Below are 20,759 nucleotides of genomic sequence, written 5' to 3'. Positions count from 1 at the left end.
TGCCGTTTCATTCTATATTACCACAAACCGCCGTCAACATTGGCGAAAGTTGCATAACAATGGTAAACTACAAGTAACGAAAAGGGAATGACGGGAAGGCTGAGACAAACCGATGGACGAGCAATTGAACTTGGCTGCCGGCCCAGACAAAAACAAGCTGCGCCAGAAGATGCTGGAGGCGCGAAATGGCATGCCGGCGGAAGATCGCACGGAGAAATCGGCAGCGGTGTGCCGGTATTTATCCGAATGGCTGACAGCAAAGGCTGTTAAGCGCATGATGTGTTATGCGCCGTTTCGATCCGAGCTGGATACAAGGCCTCTCATAGAATGGGCATGGCAATCGGGGATCGAAGTCGTGCTGCCTAGAAGTGAGCCAGCTGATCGTTCAATGACGCTCCATCTTATTTCAAGGTGGGAGGATTTGATTCCTGGAGCCTACGGTATACCAGAGCCGGATTCTGCCGCTAGTCCCGCTCTTGCAGAGCAAGATTGGCCGGGGATTATTATTGTTCCTGGTGTTGCATTCGACAGCTATGGAGGACGTCTCGGATATGGCGGCGGTTATTATGACCGGTTTGCAGAGCGGTTAGGAAATGAGCGTATATGGATGGGAGCGGCCTTCGACATTCAATTTATGAACTTGGAGATGGAGAAGCTGCCGATGCAGCCTCATGATAAGCGGATGGACGGGCTGGTTACAGAAAGCGGCTTGCGGTTATTTTGAACGGAGAAATCATTATAACGGGGTGACCATGATGGACTTGACGCATTTCAACCAACAAGGCCGGGCAAAAATGGTCGATGTAAGTGAGAAGGAAATTACCTCTCGCACAGCGGTTGCCCGAACGAAGGTTATGATGCATGAAGAGACGTTAATTCGCATCAAGCAAGGGAAAATAGGGAAAGGCGATGTGCTCGCCGTATCTCAAATTGCTGCCATTATGGCAGCCAAAAAAACATCGGATTGGATTCCGATGTGTCATCCGCTGCCGTTGACGGGCATAGACGTTCATTTTGACGATAACGGTAAGGATGAGCTTTACATAGAAGCGACGGTAAAGACTACTGGGAAGACTGGCGTTGAAATGGAAGCTTTAACGGCCGTTTCCGCTGCCGCTCTGACCGTTTATGATATGTGCAAAGCGCTTCAGAAGGATATGATCGTCGGACCAACTTATTTGGTTTCGAAAACGGGCGGGAAAAATGGCGATTATCGCGTAGATGCAGAGAAAGAAGAAGCCTAGCAGCTTGTCAATGAGCCGGGACGGGAGGAATGGATAATGTTGGATTGGAAGGTTGCGATACTGACAGCAAGTGATAAAGGCTCGCGCGGTGAGCGGGAGGATACGAGCGCACAAGTCATTCGCGAGCTTGTGGAGGAAGAGCTAGGCGGGGAAATCGTCGATTATCGGATCGTCCCTGACGAGCAGGATGAAATTATGGCCGCCATCATTGAAATGACCGAATATTATCAAGCGGATCTCGTATTGACGACCGGCGGTACAGGGCTGGCGGCTAGGGATATTACGCCGGAGGCGACACTCAAGGTTGTAGACAGGCTAGTACCGGGTTTAGCTGAGGCGATGAGGATGGGGGCTCTGCAAAAAACGCGTAGAGCGATGCTATCGCGCGGGGTTTGCGGTATTCGCGGGCAAACGCTGATAATCAATCTGCCGGGAAGCCCGAAGGGCGTGCATGAGGGATTGATGGCGATTATGGATCAGCTCCCGCATGCTTTGGAGATTGTCTCCGGCAGATACGGAGAGCATGGCGAATGATTGAAGGCAAAGAGACGAGCGGTAAAGCTGGAGGCTCGGTACTGGTAGAGGTCCCGGTTAGGGAAGCGATCGGCATGAGGCTGGCCCATGATCTGACTCAGATTTTGCCGGGGAAATTTAAGGGTCGGTTGTTCAAAAAGGGTCATGTTGTGACCGAAGCGGATATTCCGAATCTGCTCGATATTGGCAAAGAGCATATCTATATCTTGGAGCTTGGTGCGGATGAGCTTCATGAAGATGATGCTGCTGAGCGAATGGCTCAAGCATTGACGGGGGATGGCATCGCAACGAATGAGCCTCATGAGGGTAAAGTTAATTTGAAGGCTGTCGAGCTGGGATTGGCCTATGTGGAGGAGACGATCGTTCGCGCGATTAACGATATCGGCGAAATTGCACTTGCTACGGTGAGATCGAACACGGTGCTGCAAGCTGGCAAGTCTATAGCCGCAACGAGGGTAATACCGCTCGTAGTTAATAAAGCAAAGGTAGAAGCCGTGGAGAGGCTGGCAGCGGAATACCGTGCGGCGAACGGTGGACAAGCCCCGCTTAGGGTGGAACCTTTCCGCAAGCTAAAGGTCGGTTTGCTGACGACTGGAGGAGAAGTGTTCTCCGGCCGGATTCAGGACAAATTCGGACCGGCTGTTCGCGCCAAAGTTGAAGCATTTGGCTCGGAAATCGCCGAACAGCGCTTTGCTCCTGATGACCGACAAATAATTGTCAAGGAAATACACTATTTGCTAGAGCAACGTTATGATATGATACTCGTAACAGGCGGAATGTCGGTAGATCCTGATGATCGCACACCAGGGGCGATCAAAGCGTCAGGCGCGCGAATAGTCAGTTACGGAACACCAATGCTGCCCGGATCGATGCTGCTGATGGGATACATAGGAGAAGTTTCGATAATGGGCTTGCCAGGTTGTGTGATGCATGATCCTTATACATCATTCGACGTGCTCTTGCCCCGAATTCTGGCTGGGCAAACGATCGTTAGAGATGACATTGTTCAAATGGGCTACGGAGGTTTGCAGTCGTAATTCATTGTATATGCATGAAGACTAATTTGGAGGTGGATTAAAATGTCAGGGATTGGAACGACAGGCGTTATTCTGCTCGTGCTCGTCGCTTTGCTGCTGTTCGGACCGAACAAGCTGCCGGAGCTGGGCCGCGCATTCGGCCGTACGCTGAGAGAGTTTAAGGCAGGCGCCAAAGATATTATGAGTGACGAGGATCAGAAAGATAAGGACAGCAAGCGGGTCGATGTAACCGAACGGGAACATAACGATTCGAACAACAAGCGGCTTCCGGACTAACCGGGCCCGCTTTTTTTGCTGAAAAGGAGGCTATTCAGATGGGAACGTCGCAGCGCGGAGCTTCCGAAGAGTCCTTCGACAGGAAGCGGATTCGGGAAGAGGGGCTAATGCCTCTGCTGGAGCACTTAGGCGAGCTACGCAAACGAATCATCTATATGCTGATTATTATCGTAATCGGCATGGTAATCGGGTTGGTGGTCGCAGACCCAGCCTATACTTTTTTAATGAAACAGGAGCCTGCAAACGGATTGCCCCTTCATGCCTTCTCCATGTGGGATGGCATCGGCATGTATATGAAGTTTGCGCTCGTAATCGCGCTTATTCTAGCGATTCCGTTTACGGCTTATCAGCTTTGGGCTTTCGTAAAGCCTGCGTTAAAGAAGAATGAACAACGGGCAACTTTGAAATACATACCGTTTGCTTTGTTTATGTTTCTGCTAGGGCTGGCATTTTCGTATTTTGTCGTGTTCCCGCTCGCTTTTCATTTTACAAGAACGGTATCGGCTAACTTGAATTTGGAGGAAACGATCGGTATTACCCAGTATTTCTCCTTCATGTTCAGCATTTTAATTCCGATCTCGCTGTTGTTCGAACTGCCGCTTGTCATTATGTTTTTGACGGCTATTCGCGTGCTGAATCCGATTCGGCTGCGCAAGCTTCGGAGATTGGCATACTTTATTATGATATTTATCGGTGTTGTCGTTACGCCTCCTGATTTCATATCGGACATACTGGTGGCGATCCCGCTCATCATCCTTTATGAATTCAGCGTGTTCTTATCCGCAATGGTGTATAAGAAGCAGCTTGTGGCGGATAAGAAGTGGGAAGATGAGCAAGAAGACTAATTTTAGTGTAGTGCTGAGAATGAAGATCTTTCCGCTGGAAGGATGGTAAGGCTGTCGAGAGGCTCGACAGCCTTTTTTGTATGCAACAAATCTTTTGGAAGCAGCAGGTTCCTGGCTCGCTGCGCGTTTCGGCTCATGCTGCCATTCTTGATTCTATTTCACATCGTATACACGATGTAAATGAAGCGAATCGTCAAAAAGTCATCATGAACTCAGAAACACTCCGCTCACCCTCTTGTGCCGCATAACATGGTCAAACAAGACTGACAGACAGTCATTTCCTCAGTTGAACCTCGGAAAGGGAAAAGGAAAGGGATTTATTCTATTCATTCTCGTTGTCCGCTCCACAGTAGAAATTAGCGAATCGACTTCGTTGTTTAACGAAGACGAATTCGCAAATAATAAGCGAAACAACCGCATTCGAATCAATCTCAAGCATTAACGAAGTAAATTTCGCTACCCGAGAACCTAGGTTCTCGGATAGCGAAATTTACTTCGTTGTAGCCGCGGTGGACATAATTTAGTTGGGGGGGATAAGGAAATTAGATTCGTTCTTTTGCGAAATAGGTTCGCTATAGATTTCTGAAGAGTAGGTTCGTTAGATGTACTTTTGCGAAATAGGTTCGCTATAGAATTCTGCGGGTAGGTTCGTTAGATGTGCTTTTGCGAATCAGATTCGTTAGAGCTCTATTGTGAAGCTGGCTCTGCCCCATAGCCCTGTTGGGAAACATTCATCTATAGTTTTGGATATAGAAGCTGAACATATATGCGGGGTGTTGGTTACTTTTCCGTATAGCTGTCCTTTCGGACGTTTCTTTTAAATTTTTATTGACAGCCGTTTATGGCAGGAGTATGATTTAAACAAACGTTTTAAACAGTTGTTTAATGCGTAAACAGAGAATGTATCAGGGAGTGGATTGTAGATGACAACAGCTTTAAAAGCTTTTTTTAAACGGCCAACGACCATCGTTGGTATCGTTACAGCACTTATGTTTCAAGTTATTTTTTCGGTCATTTGGATGACCGGATACAATGGCGTAACGGATCGTACCGATCAGTTGAAAATCGCGATTGTTAATGAAGACAAACAGCTTGGCCAGCAGGTAGCGGGCACATTGGTGAAACAATTGCCATTTAACATGTCGCAATTATCAAATTTAGCGGAAGCACAAAAGCAATTAAATGAACGCGAGCTGCAAATGATTATTTATTTGCCTGCCGACTTTACACAAAAGGCGTCATCGCCAGACAGCAAGGCAGCTGTACAATATTTTATTAATGAATCGAACCCGGCATTGATTAAAAGCATTATGAGTTCAGTAGCGAATCAAGTGACAGCAGAGGTAAATCAGCAAGCGGTTGCCGCAGGCATTCAAGGCGCGCTGGCGCAAGCCAACTTGCCGGCTGAGCAGGCTGCTGCTGCATCGCAAAGCCTGTCGCAGCGCGTGACTGCTGACATTCAAGCGTCGAACAAAGTAAATGGAATGAACAACCAGATGGTGCCGATGATGCTCGTATTGGCGTCGTATGTAGGCTCGATGATTATGGGAATGAATCTGGAGCAGTCTGGAATGGCGATCAGCGGTCAAGTTGGACGTTGGAACCGATTCGCTGCGCGGAGCGTAATAAATGTAGTTGCAGCTATTTTCGTATCCTTGGTAGGAGCGTCGCTGCTGGCTGCATTTGGCGGCCAAATGGAAAATGGGTTCTTCCACGTATGGTTATTCCAGTTTGTCGTACTGTTAACATTCATGTTCGTATCGCAAACGTTCTTGTATCTGTTCGGTATGGCAGGTATGCTGTTTAATATTATTTTGCTATCGGCGCAGCTTGTTACTTCCGGCGCGGTCGTACCTCGCGAGCTGTTGTCAGGCTTCTTCACGGGACTTGGTGATGTGCTTCCAGCAACGTACGCCGTGGAAGGCGGAATGAATCTGTTGTTCGGAGGTCCTGGTATCGGGAGCGATGCAGGCGTGCTGCTAATTATTGCGGCAATTGCATTCCTCGTTAGCGGTGCAGCGGTTGCTGTGAAACGGCAGTCTGCACCCCAACCCTCTGGAGCGTTAGCGAAACAAACTACTTAAATTCATTGGAGGCCTTGATATGAACAACGATGGCAACAACGATATGAAGGTAAAAATATTGTTTGCGGCCAGGAAATTGTTCGCAAATCAAGGCTATGACGGTACAACAGTCAGGCAAATATGTGAGGAAGCGGGAGCGAATGTCGCTCTCGTCTCCTATTATTTCGGCGGCAAGGAAAATATGTTCGCCGCATTGTTTGAGAACTTTTTTCCGAATGAACAAATCGCTTCGATCGCTTTGGATGTAGATCCCGTTGAAGGAATCTGCACCTTGATTAAGGAAGTGACGGAGTATCGGATGCGTGAGCCGGAGCTTGTTCGCATTATGCAGCAGGAGATTATTTTGAACACCCCCCGCATTCAAAAAATTAGAGAGCATGCCATGCCGGTCTGGCAATTGCTGAAGCAAGGACTCAAACGAGGCAAACAACAAGGCGTGTTTGAGTTTGGTTCATTAGATACCGCATTTATGGCAATCGTAGGTACATTGCTCTTTTACCGGCATTCGGATTATTGGCGGGCATTGACTGAGGAAGATCCGGACATCGAGAGCTTAGTTGCGGATTTAACTCAGTTTATATTAAACGGGCTCCAATACAAATCCGTCTAACGCAAAAATCCCCGATAGCCTTGTATGTAAAAGGCTGCCGGGGATTTTCATGTTCGCAGTACTTCTGCGCGGCAGCGGCTTAAGCTTCCAGCGGCAGCGGGTTGCGAACGATTTTTACTTCGTAGAACTGGATTTTATTATCGATAATGTAGTCCGGCGTTTTGCGGTGCTGATGGGATTCGCGGAACGCTTCACTGCGGGTCCAAGCTTGAAAATTCTCTTTGGACTCCCAGCGGGTTACGACCGAAACCTCGTCATATTCTTTCGTATTCTCGGTAAGCATAACCTCCAGCCCGAGGAACCCTTCCATGCCTTCTACTTTCCCTACCTTGTTAAAGCGCTCGATCAGCTTCTCACCGTTGCCTTTTGTAATCTTCGATACGTTCGTTACGATAACCATCGTTTTGTCCTCCTCTAATTTTTTAAGTTTGGGAATAATAATCGGGTAATCTTCCTCGTAGCTGACTTTCGCTTCAAGCTCGAAGACGTCCCGCAGCAACCTGGAATTGATAATGCTCTTGGGGTGACCCGCATCGGCGATTTGTCCGCCATCCATTGCGATCAAGTAATCGCAGAAGGCGGCTGCTTGTTGAAGATCATGCAGCACCATGACAATGGTCAGATTCAATTGCTTATTCAGCTTCCGCAGCATCTCCATTACGTCGAGCTGGTGGGAGATGTCCAAGTAAGTTGTCGGTTCGTCGAGCAGCACAATACCGGTTTTCTGAGCAAGCGCCATAGCGATTCGCGCTTTCTGCTGTTCGCCGCCGGACAGCGTATGGAACATGCGGTCTTCATGTCTTAAAATACCGGTCTGCTTCAGCGCCCATTGAATAATGGACGTATCTTCCTCCGTCAGCCGCTGGCGAAGCAGTCCCTGATGAGGAGAACGGCCGTAGGCCACAAGCTCTCTTACAGTCATATAAGGTGCAGTATCTTTGGCTTGAGGCAGCATCGATATTGTGCGGGCAAGCTCTGCCCGCTTGAACGTCTTGCCTTCCTTCCCATCGATGAGAACGGCGCCGCTGTCCGCCTCCAGCAATTGTGCGACTAGCTTCAGAAGCGTTGATTTGCCGGAGCCGTTAGGCCCGATAATCGCGGTCATTTGCCCCTTCGGAATGGATGCCGTCACGTCGTGCAGACGGAACATGCCGCGTTCCAGATCCAGCTCTTTCATTTCAATTGCACTCATCTCATGACACTCCGTTTCCTCAGTAAATATAAAAGAATGGGGCTCCGACACACGCCAGCAATATGCCGACAGGAAGCTCGATCGAATCAATCCATGATCTTGCAATCGTATCTGCTAATACGACTAGTGCCGCTCCGCCTCCTATGGACAGAGGCAGCAGAAAACGGTAATCCTCCCCGATTAGCAATCTTATTGCATGAGGAACGACCAGGCCGACGAAGCCGACTAGTCCAGCCACGCTGACGGCAGAGCCAGCAAGAAAGGCGGCCAGTACGATAAGCAGGAGGCGCTGCAGCTCGACGCGCTGACCAAGCAGCTTCGCCGAATCGTCGCTTAACAACAGCAGATTGGCCGGCTTAATTGCGATCAGAGATAGCAAGAGACCGACAGCAGCATAAGGAAGCATGAAGGACAGGTGAGACCAGCTTCGGCCGTTAAGTCCTCCGGCTAACCATGGCAGCACAGCCTGCACGCGGTCGCTATAGATGACCATTACACCGTTCATGACGGCACCAAGCAGCGCGTTGACGGCTACTCCGGCCAGAACGATCTTGATAGGCGAGCTGCCTTTATCCCAAGCTAGCAAATAAATAAGCATGGCTGCGATAAAAGCGCCAGTGAATGCGGACAAAGGCAATAAATAGCTGAATTGCGGCAAAAGCACCATCGTGATAACAGCCGCCAGACCAGCACCGGAGGAAACGCCGATTATTCCGGGATCAGCAAGCGGGTTTCGCATGACGCCCTGCAGCAGTGCGCCGGAAGCAGCGAGACAAGCTCCTGTCAGCAGGCCGATCAGCACGCGAGGCAGTCTTAAATCCATAATGATGGTTCGGTATGTCGAATCCCCGTCTCCAGTTAGTACAATCCAAATATCATGAATCGGGATCGGCACAGAGCCGTAGCTTATGCCATAAACGGAGATGAGAACGATAAGCGGCAGCATAACAGCAGATAACCAGCGTCTTCTTGTTGTACGGGTAGCCAGATTCATGTCGGCTGCTTCGCTTTCTCTACGAGCTCATGTAAATCATCTAATGCATCAATGACCCGCGTACCCGGATTGGTACCGAACAGCTCGGAGGGTAAAATCTCGACCTGATTGTTTTTAACGGCATCGATCCCGTTCCAAGCGGCATTGCCCTGCATTTCCTTCAAAAAGCCTGCTTTCACTTCTTCCGGATTGCCATGCGTCATAATAAGGATTAATTGGGGATTCGCCTGCACCACGCGTTCCGTATTGATTTGCGCATACTGCGGGTAGCTCTGCAAAGCGGCAAAATCAGAAGCGATATTGTAGCCGCCCGCAAGCTCCAGCAAGTTTCCGCTTAAGGAATTGGGCAATGCGGCCATATAAGTGCCGGGAGCGCCATATACGATTAGTGTCCTTGTTGACTGTGCGCCATCTGATGGACGAAAGTCACTAAGTTTGTCGTCTATAGAGGCAATAAGCTCTGCAGCTTTCGTTTCCTTATGAAGCATTTCCCCAAACAGCGTAATCTGTCGTTTGATGTCCTCGACGGAATTAGCGCTCGTCAGCACCATTTTGGAATGAATGCTTTCGATGATGGGAACATCCTTGCTGTTCATCGGATAATGGCCTAAGACGACGTCAGGCTTCAGCAGCGTGATGCGCTCCAGGTCGACTTCATGCGTGGAGCCGATTTGGGTGACATCCTGCGCTTCCTTCACAGGGGAAGGGCCGTTTGTCGAAGGTCTTCCGACAAGTGTGCCTCCCAGCGCGTAGATGATATCCATCTCTCCGTTGCTCAGCGCTATGATATGTTGCGGCACTTGGGAAAATGCCACGTTCCGTCCCGCAAAGTCCTTGATGGAGACAGCAGCAGCAGCTTCCGGGTGATTCAATATTGAATCAGTCGTGCTGGCTGCCCTGGAGGCGCTGCAGCCGGCTGTGGCCAATAAGGCGCATAATGCCAGGGGTATAAGCTTTTTCATTAAGACAGCCTCCTGCGTATTTATTATCAGTGATAATCACTATCAATTAGGCTCATCAAATAAATGATAGTGATAATCGTTATCGTCGTCAATAGGTTTTGAGAAAATATTAGTTAATTTTGCTATTTATTTTTTAAATCACGAAATGTTATTGACAGGATAATTTTTGTGCGATACGATCACTTCGAGCTCAATATGGTAATGATTTTAACGCTGGAGGCATGCTGTGCAGATAAAAATGAAGTGGATATGTTGGAGGGGCTGTGAGCTGAAAAGCTCTATAACCTATGCTACATAGGGATTTAGTAAGTGAAACGAATAATAGAACGTTTATTTTTTTGTTCAATTATTGAGAATGATAATCATTAACTGATTATTTAATTGGAAGTTAATGATGGGGTTGTTAATCGAATTTTATTGTTTATACATCGATAAAGTTTGATTTTTTTACAATATAAGGAGGATAGGAATGAAACTATTCAGTCGTGCAACTATGCTTTTTCTGCTCTGCATGGCACTGTTTGCAAATACATTGCAAGCAGCATCCGATCTCGCCGACGGTACTTATTCGATCGCGTACACGGTATTGAAAGCGGAAGACGACTCTGTATCGATGGCTAATGATTATTGGGAGAAACCGGCGACTGTGTATGCAGATAAGGGAAAGTTGACCGTCCAGCTTCAAATCAACCACAGCCAGTGGGTGAAGGAGTTCAAGGTTGAAGCCGGCGGAAGTTACACCGAGGCGAAGCAGGTCAGCAAGAACGATTCGGCAGATACAAGAGTGGTGAAGTTTCAGGTAGACGACTTCTCTAAGCCGGTTATGGCGAAAATTCATGTCATCGTCGAATCGATTGACTACAACCACAAATATACGATTCGAATGGCTTTCGACAACGATTCCTTAACGCTGGTTAAAGCGGCGGATAAGCCGGCTGTTAACAAGCCTGCGGACAGCGAGTCTAAGCCAACGCCTAAACCGACAGTTAAACCGACTGCTAAACCAGCAGAAACCGCTGGAGCAGCAAAGCCATCTGAACCGGCTGTAAAGCCTGCGGACAATGCGGGAAAAGCGGATTCCGAAGTAAAGCCTAACACAAGCGCTAATGTCTCTACAGGGGAAAAAGACGCGAAAGCTTCTCCTGCTGCTGCCGGGACTCATGTGGAGAAAGCGGACAATGGAGACAAAGCTTCTGAGGAAGCAACGCCAGTGCCTTCCGGGGAACCGGAGGCGCCAGGATCGGAAGCTAAAGAGGCTGAGAGCAATCCGGCGAGTGAGCCGACTGCCTCACCATCCCCTGCTGCTGAGGAAAGTACCACTGTACAAGCACAACCAGCCGCTATGGACAGTGAAGATACGCCGGGAGTTGTGCAGACGGTGGCGGAGCCAAGCAAGTCCGGTGGTGATCCAGCCAAAGGCGACGAAGAAAGCGGGCGCAGCAACCTATTCGTTATTGCGATATTGGCGGTTATTTTGCTGGGCGGCGGACTTGTACTCTTCTTACGGAGCAAAAAAGACTGGTGTGAAAAAATAATGATGACGAGGAGATATGGGGAAATGAAAAAGAAATGGTTCAAGCTTATGACAATGGCGCTGCTGCTGTTCGTCGTTCTAGGGACGGTACAGCTGTATCCAGCGCAAGCGGCTTCAAATGACCGGTTGACAGACGGTGTTGCGATTGATTTCAAGGTGTTAAAGGATCAGACCGAAGATCTATCGGTTATGGATGGTTACTTGGTAAAACCGGCTGTATTGAAGCTGGAAAACGGCAAGACGTTTATCTATGCCACGCTTAAAAACAGCGATTGGATTACCGTGTTTAAGACGCAGTTTAACGGTGCATACACGGATGCCGACAATGTGCAGGAAACGACTATTGGCGGTATCAAGCACCGCGAGGTCAAATTCGAAGTGACGGATCTGGGCGTGAAGCTGAATGCTAAGACCCATGTCACGATCCCGCCGGAAATCGTTCTAAACTATGATCATGACTATGATGTTCAACTGCAATTCCTTGCGGCTGCCGGCGATTCGGCTGCGCTTCTCTCTGCGGTTGCAGCTGCTCAAACGGTTTACGCCGGGGCGCAGGAAGGTACGGCTCAAGGCCAATATCCGGCTTCCGCTAAGCAAGCTTTCAAAGCTGCCATCGATGAAGCATTCCTGACCGCTTACGATGCGAATGCAGCAGCTGGAGAAGTAACTGGCGCACTTTCAGCTCTTCAAGCGGCTGGCAGCACATTCGCAGGTTCAGTTATCGGCGAGCAGGCACAGCAAGTCAATTATGTCGTTATTAATGCCACGAATACGTTCAAGGCTTCCGGCATGGAGCGTTACTTCACGAAACCGGCTGAAGTGACAACACGCAATGGTAAAACTTATGCTTCGTTCACGGTCAAAGAGAGCAGTGTCATTCCTAGTCTGAAGGTTGAGAAAGAAGGAGCGCTCGCTGAATCGACGATCGTCAGCTCCAATTCGGCTGCCGATACGAGAGTTGTAGAATTCGAAATTCCGAGTCTGACAGCTCAGCTGAATGGCTCAGTAAGCATTGATACTGTTGCAAACGGTCAGCCTTATCAAATGACTCATAACATTATTTTTAAATTTACTCCTGCCAATAAAACGGCGCTGGATCAATTGGTAACAAGCTCGGAAACCTTGTACAACAGCGCCGTAGTTGGCACAGAGCCGGGCCAATACCCGCAAACTGCAAAAACAGCGTTCCAAACGGCAATCAACGCAGCGAAAGCAAAAGGAACTTGGCTGGCGGCACAAGCAGCAGTAGACGAGGCTGTTGCTGAGCTGACATCGGCGAAAGCAACCTTCCAGGCTGCAGTTGTAGGAAACGGCAACAACGGTGGTAACAACGGAGGCAATAATGGCGGCGGAACGCCAAATCCTGAAGTGCCAGGCGACATTGCGGACGGAACTTACAACTTGTCGTTCCAGATTTTGAAAAAGGGCACAAGCTCCGCATCGGTTATGGATGGTTATGTTGTGCGTCCCGCTAAGCTCGAAGTAACAGGCGGCAAGAAATATGTGACGCTCCGACTGACGAAAAGCAATGAAATTACAGGGTTTAAAGTAGAGGGCGTTAGCCCTGCAGTTACGGCAACCAATACAACTGCTAATTCGAGAGACGTTAAATTCGAAGTCTCCAACCTGAGCGGCTTGATCAATGGCTGGGTCAAAATCGATTGGGCGGAAATCGGCTATCATCACGAATACGATGTTCAAATCCAGCTAGGCGGCTATAGCGCTTATACCGGTGATCCGGGCCATACAGCAAATCCAAAACCGCCAACTGATCTTCCAGGTGAAACACCAGGGAAAGACGAAGAGGGCGGCAAAGACAACGAGCAAAAACCGGGTGGCAGCAACCCTTCTGTTACTTTGAAGGATGTGGCGAACAACTGGGCAAAAGCATCGATCGAACGTGCCGTTTCACTCGGACTGGTAACAGGGTACAGCGACAACAGCTTCCGTCCAGACGGAACGATCAGCCGCGTAGAATTTACGGCGCTGATCAGCCGGGCATTGAAGCTGAATAACGCTTCGGGTTCACAAGCGGCCTTCAAGGATAATGACAGCATTCCAGCTTGGGCAAAAGCTTATGTCGAGCAAGCGGTGGCAGCAGGCGTAATTAGCGGCTTCGCCGATGAATCCTTCCGTCCCGCGCAAAATGTTAACCGGGCTGACATTGCGGTGATGATGGTTCGTGCACTTGGCATTATGGTTGACGAGAAAGCGGAACTTACTTTCGCTGATGCCGATGCAATTCCGGCTTACGCCAAGCCTTACGTAGCCGCAGCGGTTAAAGCGGGTTTAATCACAGGCCGCGAAAACAATCAATTCGCTGCGTCTTCCAACGCTACGCGGGCTGAAGCGGTAACGCTCATTCTGCGCGCTTACGATTATGCGGAAGCGAAAGCAAAAGAAACAAAAGCAGCGGAAGCAAGCAAGAAGACAGAAGAAAAAGCAGCCTAAACCGGGCGGAAGAATGAATGATAAATCGAAGAGGATGCCGGGCAACCGGCGTCCTTTATCGATTTTTCTCCTTGTAGAGAAGGAAATGGGGGTTATTGATGAAGTGGTTTGGAACAAAGCTCACGCTGCTCGCTCTGTTAGCTCTACTCGCGGCAGGCTGTGCGGCGCAACCTCAGCCAGCTGTACAACCGGCGCAGGGACAGGCGGCTGCAACCGCCGCTCCTACGGAAAAACCGGAGGCGCGTATCGTTTCGACAACCGTTGCGATTACACAAATGCTGGACTTGTTGGGGATCGATGACGTTGTCGGCATTCCATCCAGCTCCAAAACATTGCCGTCCCGCTATGATGGCGTGAAAAAGGTCGGCAATCCGATGAGCCCGGATATGGAAATCGTCAAATCACTCAAGCCGACAGAGGTGTTGTCGGTAACGACGCTCCAATATGAGCTGGAGCCGGTATTCAAAAATGTCGGCGTAGACGCGACCTTCCTTAATCTGACGAGTCTTGGCGACATGCAGCAAGCGATTGTGAAGCTGGGCGAGAAGTACGATCGTGTGGATCGGGCGAAGGAAATTGTGAAGGGCTATGACGACAAAATTGCCGATATCCGTCAGAAAACGGAAGGCCGTCCCGCTCCAACTGTTCTCATATTGCTAGGTGTGCCTGGCAGCTACTTGGTGGCGACGGAGCATTCGTATATCGGCGATCTAGTGAAGCTTGCAGGCGGCATTAATATCGTGCAAGGGGAAAAAGTGGAGTATCTTGCTTCCAATACGGAATATTTGCAGCAGGCGAATCCCGACGTCATTCTTCGGGCAGCGCACGGCATGCCGGAGGAAGTTGTGAAAATGTTCGATGAGGAATTTAAAAAGAATGATATTTGGAAGCATTTCAACGCAGTGAAAAACGGCCGGGTATATGACCTGGAAGAGACGCTGTTTGGAACGACGGGCAATCTGGCGGCAAACGAAGCGCTTGATGCACTGATGGGAATGCTGTATCCATAATGGGGGAAGTCTGGTATGTACAAAAAAGCTGCGTGGTTTAGCGCCGTTATTATTTTACTGGCGGGAGTGACGATATTCTCGGCGATGACCGGAAGCATCAAGGTCGGCCCATTGGAGCTGATCAAAGGTTTAATAACGGGAACGAATGAAGAAGTTGCAGTCATACGGGATCTGCGTCTTCCGCGTTTGATCGTGTCGCTGCTTACAGGAGCGGCGCTCGCAGTATCGGGTGTATTGCTGCAGGCCGTTATGCGGAATCCGCTGGCGGATGCGGGTGTAATCGGCATTTCTTCGGGAGCGGGACTTGTGTCACTGCTGATGGTGACGATTTTCCCGGCGATGTATTTCTGGATGCCGCTGTTCTCCTGTATCGGCGGGGCGATCGCTTGCCTGCTGGTCTATTCGTTCTCTTGGCGTTCGGGGCTGCAGCCGATGCGGCTTATTCTGGTGGGCGTCGCCATTAATGCGACCTTCACGGGACTTGGGCAATCCTTCAATTACCGGGGCAGCTATGCGGTAACGTCCGTTAATCAGGCGATCAGCTCGATTTTTACGATGAAAACCTGGGCCGATGTTGAAATACTGGGACTGTACGGTTCAATCGGACTGGTGCTGTCCCTCTTTCTTATTTCCTGGTGCAACATGCTGTCGCTGCAGGATAAAACGGCGGGAAACCTCGGCCTTCGGGTTACACAGGCGCGGCTTCTGATCTCCGTTGTTGCCGTACTGTTGGCTTCTGTCGCTACGGCAGTGGGCGGGTTGATTGCTTTCGTAGGCCTGCTCGTGCCCCACATTGGAAGAATGGCGGTGGGCTCCGACCATAAGGCGCTCATTCCGTTCTCGGCTTTGGCTGGGGCGCTGCTTATCCTGACTGCGGATACGCTCGGAAGAACGATTTTGGCGCCGACCGAAATTCCCGCTTCTATAATAATGACCGTAATCGGCGGGCCGTTTCTTATTTTCATGCTAAGGAGGAGTGATCGTCATCATGGAAATTAACAAGCTGAGCTTCTCTTACGATAAACAAAGCGATTCTATTAAAAATGTAACCTGCACCGTGGCTGAGGGTGCCATTACGACAATTATCGGACCAAACGGCAGCGGCAAGTCGACGCTGCTTGGACTGATGTCCCGGAACTATGCTCCCCGTCACGGGCAAATCGTGCTGGACGGCAAGGCGCTGAGCGGCTATAAGCCGAAGGAGCTTGCGAAAAAGCTGGCTGTCGTTCATCAGCATAATGAAGCGCCGGCAGACATGACGGTCGAGAAGCTGGTGGGCTTCGGCAGGCTGCCGCATAAAGGGATGTTCCGGCAAGACAGCAGCGATGGCGAAGCTGCAGTGGAGTGGGCGCTTGCCAGTACCAATCTAATTGGCAAGCGCCAGCTGCGAATTGACCGGTTGTCTGGAGGCGAGCGGCAGCGGGTGTGGATTGCGATGGCGCTGGCACAGAAGACGCCGATTTTATTTTTGGATGAGCCGACGACTTACTTGGATATTTATTATCAGTTCGAAATTCTCGAGCTTGTGAAAAAGCTGAATGCCGAGCATGGCCTGACGATTGTGATGGTGCTCCACGATATTAATCAAGCCATTCGTTACAGCGATAATCTCATTGTAATGAAGGAAGGCGAAGTGCTCATTATGGGAGAACCGGAGATCGTAGTGACACCGGCTGTTATGAGGACCGTCTATGGCGTTGATGTGAAAATCAGTCATGATGAGGAGTCCGGCATCTATATGCTTCCGCTCGGAATTCACGCTTGAAATCAGGAACAAAATAGGCGCCCTGCTCGTCATAAGTAATAGTGAATAAATGGCAAGGAGGCGGACTGATGAAAAACCTGTATGTACTTCTGCTAGTTCTGGTGCTCAGTGCTTGCAGTAATGAATCGGTTAATAAAATCGACGAACAGGAGCAGGGCGAGAGCGGGCAAGGCGAATTGGCTTCGCCAGCACCGGTATTTATCGAGTCTCGAATGGGGGATTTTTTGCTTCGTTTGGATACCGGCAAGTCGATCTTTACACCTGAGGAAGCGGTTACGGTCCGAGCGCTGCTGAAATACGACGGCGATATGGAAGCAGAAACGATCTACCATGCGATGTATCCGGTCGCGTTTGGCGTATCGGAGCTGACGAGGGGAGTCGACTTCGGCTATGAGATGGAGCAGCCTTTGATTACTACAGAAACGCATAAAGGGATGTGGCTGGAGTTCCCTTATAAAAAAACGGCTGGATATCTCGATTCAGATTCGAACGCAGCGTTCATTGAAACATTTTTGAAGGGTGCAGCATTCCCGGCAGGTGAGTACAACATCAAGGCTTGGGCTGACTTTTATACCGAGGCAGGCGGAAAGAAAACCGACTATCAGTTTTCGGCAGAAAAACAGATAAGCGTACGTTGAAACGGGAGTAAAAAAAGGCGGCCTGCTCCTTATAGGTTATTTTACAAAAGGCTATAATGGTTAAAGTGCCTGAGAGCGGCTATAAAAAAGAGGAAGCACTTGAAATCGAAGCGAAAAAAAAGTATGATAATTATGGTTGTTAGCACTTTACGCTTACGAGTGCTAATAAAAAACAATAAGCGACAAACTTTTTAAGGAGGCTATTTTCAATGATCAAACCTTTGGGTGAACGCGTACTGATCGAACCGATCGCAAAAGAAGAAACGACCGCAAGCGGTATCGTATTGCCGGACTCGGCTAAAGAGAAACCGCAAGAGGGCAAAGTAGTTGCAGTAGGCAGCGGTACGTTGAAAGATGGCGTTCGTGTTGCGCTTGAAGTAAAAGAAGGCGACCGCGTTCTTTTCTCCAAATATGCAGGAACTGAAATCAAGTACGAAGGCAAAGAGTATTTGATTATGAAAGAAAGCGACATTCACGCGATCTTTGGATAAGCCCCGTTAGGGACATATAGAGCAAGAACCAAGCATTACCATACATTTATTTATTTTCCGGGAGGTAATCGATAATGGCTAAGGACATTAAATTTAGTGAAGAAGCTCGCCGCTCCATGCTGCGGGGGGTTGACGCTCTTGCAAATGCGGTTAAAGTAACGCTCGGCCCTAAAGGCCGCAACGTTGTACTGGAGAAAAAATTCGGCAGCCCGCTCATCACGAATGACGGCGTATCCATTGCGAAAGAAATCGAGCTTGAAGATGCTTTCGAAAACATGGGTGCACAACTCGTTAAAGAAGTAGCTACAAAAACAAATGACGTTGCCGGTGACGGAACGACAACTGCTACCGTTCTGGCTCAAGCGATGATTCGCGAAGGTCTGAAAAACGTAACAGCTGGCGCTAACCCAATGGTTATCCGCAAAGGTATCGAAAAAGCGGTTAAAGCAGCTGTTGAAGAGCTGAAAGCTATCGCAAAACCAATCGAAGGCAAACAATCGATCGCACAAGTTGCTTCGATCTCTTCGGCAGACGAAGAAGTTGGCCAACTGATCGCAGAAGCGATGGAGAAAGTCGGCAACGATGGCGTTATCACAGTGGAAGAGTCGAAAGGCTTCGTAACGGAGCTGGAAGTGGTTGAAGGTATGCAATTCGACCGCGGCTACGTGTCTCCTTACATGATTACAGATACGGATAAAATGGAAGCTGTCCTCGACAACCCATACATCCTGATCACGGATAAAAAAGTATCGAACATTCAAGAGATCCTTCCGGTTCTCGAGAAAGTTGTTCAATCCGGCAAGCAATTGCTGATCATCGCTGAAGACATCGAAGGCGAAGCTCAAGCTACGCTGGTAGTGAACAAACTTCGCGGCACATTCACTTGCGTAGGCGTTAAAGCTCCAGGCTTCGGCGACCGTCGCAAAGCAATGCTGCAAGATATCGCTGCTCTGACTGGCGGCCAAGTGATTACTGAAGAGCTGGGCCTTGAGCTGAAATCGGCTACTGTAGAACAACTGGGCTCCGCTCGCCAAGTACGCGTAACGAAAGAAAACACGATTATCGTTGACGGCAGCGGCGACGCTTCCGACATCGTAGCTCGCGTGAACCAAATCCGTGCGCAACTGGAAGAAACAACTTCTGAGTTCGACAAAGAGAAACTGCAAGAGCGTCTGGCTAAATTGTCCGGCGGCGTAGCGGTAATCAAAGTCGGCGCGGCTACTGAAACGGAATTGAAAGAGCGCAAGCTCCGCATCGAAGATGCACTGAACTCCACTCGCGCAGCTGTGGAAGAAGGCATCGTATCCGGCGGCGGTACAGCTCTGATCAACGTATACAATGCAGTTGCTGCTGTTAACGCAGAAGGCGACGAGCAAACTGGCGTTAACATCGTATTGCGCTCCCTCGAAGAGCCGATTCGCACAATTGCTGCGAATGCAGGCCAAGAAGGTTCCGTAATCGTTGAGCGTCTGAAAAACGAAAAAGTCGGCGTAGGCTACAACGCAGCTTCCGGCGAATGGGTAAACATGTTCGAAGCGGGCATCGTTGACCCTGCGAAAGTAACGCGTTCCGCGCTGCAAAACGCAGCTTCCGTTGCGGCTATGTTCCTGACAACTGAAGCAGTTGTTGCTGACAAACCAGAACCTAAGGGTGCTGGCGCTGGCATGCCTGATATGGGCGGCATGGGCGGTATGGGCGGCATGATGTAGTCATCGCTCGAACCCATTGAAAACACAGGGGTTTAATGCATGAAATGGTGTAAATGGTGCCATTTTGGTGCCGAAAAGTTAAATTACGAAGCCTTGCATGAGTTCACTGAACTTTTGTGAGGCTTTTTCTTCCATATTTTTAGTCATATGGGCATAGATATTCATAGTTGTATTAATGTCGGTATGCTCTAGTCTTTGTTGAATCTCTTTTACACCTACCCAGCCTCAATCAAAAGGGACGTGAGAATATGTCTCAAGGAGTGGGGTGTCACGTGTTTTTCAATTGCCGATAGCTTGAGCATTCTTTTTCAATAATATTATTAAAGATTGGATAGCCATCTTCTTTAGAGAAAATAAAGTTCTGATCTACATATTTAGTTAGTCTATGATAAAATATACAGTGGTTAGATAATGGCCGACTATTTAATTTAATTTTAGTAAGAGAAGATTGGGTGTTAATCTAACTTCGATTTCTGAAGCTTTTTCTTTAAGTATCCATATATCTCAAGCCTCGGATATATGATTGATTTACTTCTCAGTGAGGAGGAGTTGTACCCTTCTTGACTATTTAAATTTTTTAGATTAAAGTTAGTCGATGTATTTAAAAATTATTCAGATTGATTAGGAGATGAGCGCATGAATCTAAGTGAGGATGTTAAATATCTTCGGTTATTTTCTAATTTTTACAATCGCTCATATTTAATTGATTTTATTAATAAGAAAAATAATAAAATAAAAGAAGTACTGATCAATTCAAACAATAACCTAAACATTTTCGATAAAATCCAGGATTTAACTTATGCTGAATTTTTTAACTATGTCTATCAAGAAATTAAAGATAACTATAAATGTGAATATGTCTACCTTAATGAAATATTTGTTAATGAAATTTTGAAAAATCACGATGAACAACATTCAATAATTACAGAACTATACGTTAATAAATCACAAGCTGATTTAGTTGTTATTAATGGAACGACTACTATTTATGAGATAAAGACTGAACTTGATAGCCTGTATAGGCTTTCTAAACAATTAAATGACTATGTACAGGTTTTTGATAGAGTATACGTTGTTACGTATCTTCAAATGATTGAAAAGTTGTTTCTGCTATTAAATTCAGATGAGAACCTTTCAAAAGTAGGTGTATATGTATTAAATGAAAATGGAAATTTAGTTCTCATAAAAAAAAGTGGCAGTCACAAAAAAAAGTTAAACAAAGACATAATTTTTGAAATCCTAACGAGAAAAGAATTTGAAGTGTTTAATGAAGATTTCTATCTCGCTAAGGACATTTTTACTAATTTATCAGTTACTAAAGCCCACAATTATTTTAAGGACATTTTATTTTCAAGAGGAAAGAACACCGAATATTTATCGAAA

General features: G+C 48.2%; 19 protein-coding genes and 1 pseudogene. 16 read left to right on the top strand and 4 right to left on the bottom strand.

All coding sequences use genetic code 11. From position 1 onward, the window contains the following. The first annotated feature begins 112 nt into the window (after nt 1-112). The 8 genes from TY10_RS26670 to TY10_RS26635 all read left to right on the top strand — a co-directional run bounded on the left by TY10_RS26670 (nt 113) and on the right by TY10_RS26635 (nt 6,630). Nucleotides 113-724 carry a 5-formyltetrahydrofolate cyclo-ligase gene (locus TY10_RS26670; protein ID WP_042170756.1) on the top strand — a complete coding sequence of 204 codons (612 nt, stop codon included), beginning with the start codon at nt 113-115 and terminating at the stop codon, nt 722-724. Between the two features lie 31 nt (nt 725-755). Next, on the top strand, nt 756-1,244 hold the full coding sequence (gene moaC, locus TY10_RS26665; protein WP_042170753.1) for a cyclic pyranopterin monophosphate synthase MoaC: 489 nt from the start codon (nt 756-758) through the stop codon (nt 1,242-1,244). A 39-nt stretch (nt 1,245-1,283) separates the two neighbouring features. Next, entirely contained in the window at nt 1,284-1,778 is a 495-nt protein-coding gene (locus tag TY10_RS26660) for a MogA/MoaB family molybdenum cofactor biosynthesis protein (protein ID WP_042170861.1), read from the top strand. After that, nucleotides 1,775-2,815, top strand: coding sequence for a molybdopterin-binding protein (locus tag TY10_RS26655; RefSeq protein WP_042170751.1), 1,041 nt, complete (start codon nt 1,775-1,777; stop codon nt 2,813-2,815). The genes TY10_RS26660 and TY10_RS26655 overlap by 4 nt, the downstream gene beginning before the upstream one ends. 42 nt (nt 2,816-2,857) lie before the next feature. Continuing rightward, nucleotides 2,858-3,091, top strand: coding sequence for a twin-arginine translocase TatA/TatE family subunit (locus TY10_RS26650; protein WP_042170749.1), 234 nt, complete (start codon nt 2,858-2,860; stop codon nt 3,089-3,091). Between the two features lie 38 nt (nt 3,092-3,129). Then, nucleotides 3,130-3,936, top strand: a complete 807-nt coding sequence (tatC, locus tag TY10_RS26645) for a twin-arginine translocase subunit TatC (RefSeq protein ID WP_081735508.1) — start codon at nt 3,130-3,132, stop codon at nt 3,934-3,936. Between the two features lie 923 nt (nt 3,937-4,859). After that, the gene (locus TY10_RS26640) at nt 4,860-6,020 is read left to right on the top strand and encodes a YhgE/Pip domain-containing protein (protein ID WP_042170747.1); all 1,161 of its coding nucleotides are present in this window, start codon (nt 4,860-4,862) and stop codon (nt 6,018-6,020) included. A 19-nt stretch (nt 6,021-6,039) separates the two neighbouring features. Next, nucleotides 6,040-6,630, top strand: a complete 591-nt coding sequence (locus tag TY10_RS26635; RefSeq protein ID WP_042170744.1) for a TetR family transcriptional regulator — start codon at nt 6,040-6,042, stop codon at nt 6,628-6,630. 79 nt (nt 6,631-6,709) lie between these two features. On the opposite strand, the gene isdG is transcribed toward TY10_RS26635, so the two are convergent. From isdG to TY10_RS26620, 3 genes are read right to left on the bottom strand one after another with little or no spacing between them, the layout of a single operon-like run. Continuing rightward, nucleotides 6,710-7,822, bottom strand: a complete 1,113-nt coding sequence (isdG, locus tag TY10_RS32165; protein WP_042170740.1) for a heme oxygenase — start codon at nt 7,820-7,822, stop codon at nt 6,710-6,712. 19 nt (nt 7,823-7,841) lie between these two features. Beyond that, on the bottom strand, nt 7,842-8,816 hold the full coding sequence (locus TY10_RS26625) for a FecCD family ABC transporter permease (RefSeq protein ID WP_042170738.1): 975 nt from the start codon (nt 8,814-8,816) through the stop codon (nt 7,842-7,844). Continuing rightward, complete coding sequence (locus TY10_RS26620; RefSeq protein WP_042170736.1) at nt 8,813-9,778, bottom strand: ABC transporter substrate-binding protein; 966 nt, start codon at nt 9,776-9,778, stop codon at nt 8,813-8,815. Before TY10_RS26620 ends, TY10_RS26625 begins: the two co-directional genes overlap by 4 nt. A gap of 469 nt (nt 9,779-10,247) precedes the next feature. On the opposite strand from TY10_RS26620, the gene isdC reads away from it, so the two are divergent. From isdC to groL, 7 genes are all read left to right on the top strand, one after another. Then, entirely contained in the window at nt 10,248-13,763 is a 3,516-nt protein-coding gene (isdC, locus tag TY10_RS29270) for a heme uptake protein IsdC (RefSeq protein WP_052350791.1), read from the top strand. A 98-nt stretch (nt 13,764-13,861) separates the two neighbouring features. Then, nucleotides 13,862-14,773 carry a heme ABC transporter substrate-binding protein IsdE gene (gene isdE, locus TY10_RS26605; protein ID WP_042170733.1) on the top strand — a complete coding sequence of 304 codons (912 nt, stop codon included), beginning with the start codon at nt 13,862-13,864 and terminating at the stop codon, nt 14,771-14,773. A 15-nt stretch (nt 14,774-14,788) separates the two neighbouring features. Beyond that, nucleotides 14,789-15,772 carry a FecCD family ABC transporter permease gene (locus tag TY10_RS26600; protein ID WP_042170731.1) on the top strand — a complete coding sequence of 328 codons (984 nt, stop codon included), beginning with the start codon at nt 14,789-14,791 and terminating at the stop codon, nt 15,770-15,772. Next, the gene (locus TY10_RS26595; protein ID WP_042170729.1) at nt 15,762-16,538 is read left to right on the top strand and encodes an ABC transporter ATP-binding protein; all 777 of its coding nucleotides are present in this window, start codon (nt 15,762-15,764) and stop codon (nt 16,536-16,538) included. Before TY10_RS26600 ends, TY10_RS26595 begins: the two co-directional genes overlap by 11 nt. A 68-nt stretch (nt 16,539-16,606) precedes the next feature. After that, nucleotides 16,607-17,176, top strand: a complete 570-nt coding sequence (locus TY10_RS26590) for a hypothetical protein (protein WP_042170728.1) — start codon at nt 16,607-16,609, stop codon at nt 17,174-17,176. A 209-nt stretch (nt 17,177-17,385) separates the two neighbouring features. After that, nucleotides 17,386-17,667 carry a co-chaperone GroES gene (groES, locus tag TY10_RS26585; RefSeq protein WP_042170723.1) on the top strand — a complete coding sequence of 94 codons (282 nt, stop codon included), beginning with the start codon at nt 17,386-17,388 and terminating at the stop codon, nt 17,665-17,667. Between the two features lie 74 nt (nt 17,668-17,741). Continuing rightward, nucleotides 17,742-19,376, top strand: a complete 1,635-nt coding sequence (groL, locus tag TY10_RS26580) for a chaperonin GroEL (RefSeq protein WP_042170721.1) — start codon at nt 17,742-17,744, stop codon at nt 19,374-19,376. Between the two features lie 78 nt (nt 19,377-19,454). Here groL and TY10_RS32355 read toward each other — a convergent pair. Beyond that, nucleotides 19,455-19,749 (bottom strand): annotated as a pseudogene (locus TY10_RS32355) (tyrosine-type recombinase/integrase); the annotation flags it as partial. Between the two features lie 263 nt (nt 19,750-20,012). Between TY10_RS32355 and TY10_RS29265 the strand changes: the two are divergent. Further along, nucleotides 20,013-20,759: sce7726 family protein (locus TY10_RS29265; protein ID WP_155986063.1), on the top strand; the 747-nt coding region annotated here is incomplete at its 3' end.

Origin of the sequence: Paenibacillus gorillae, from assembly GCF_000513275.1 — a bacterium.
GTDB lineage: Bacteria > Bacillota > Bacilli > Paenibacillales > Paenibacillaceae > Pristimantibacillus > Pristimantibacillus gorillae.
This window is presented reverse-complemented; position numbering and strand designations above follow the sequence as displayed.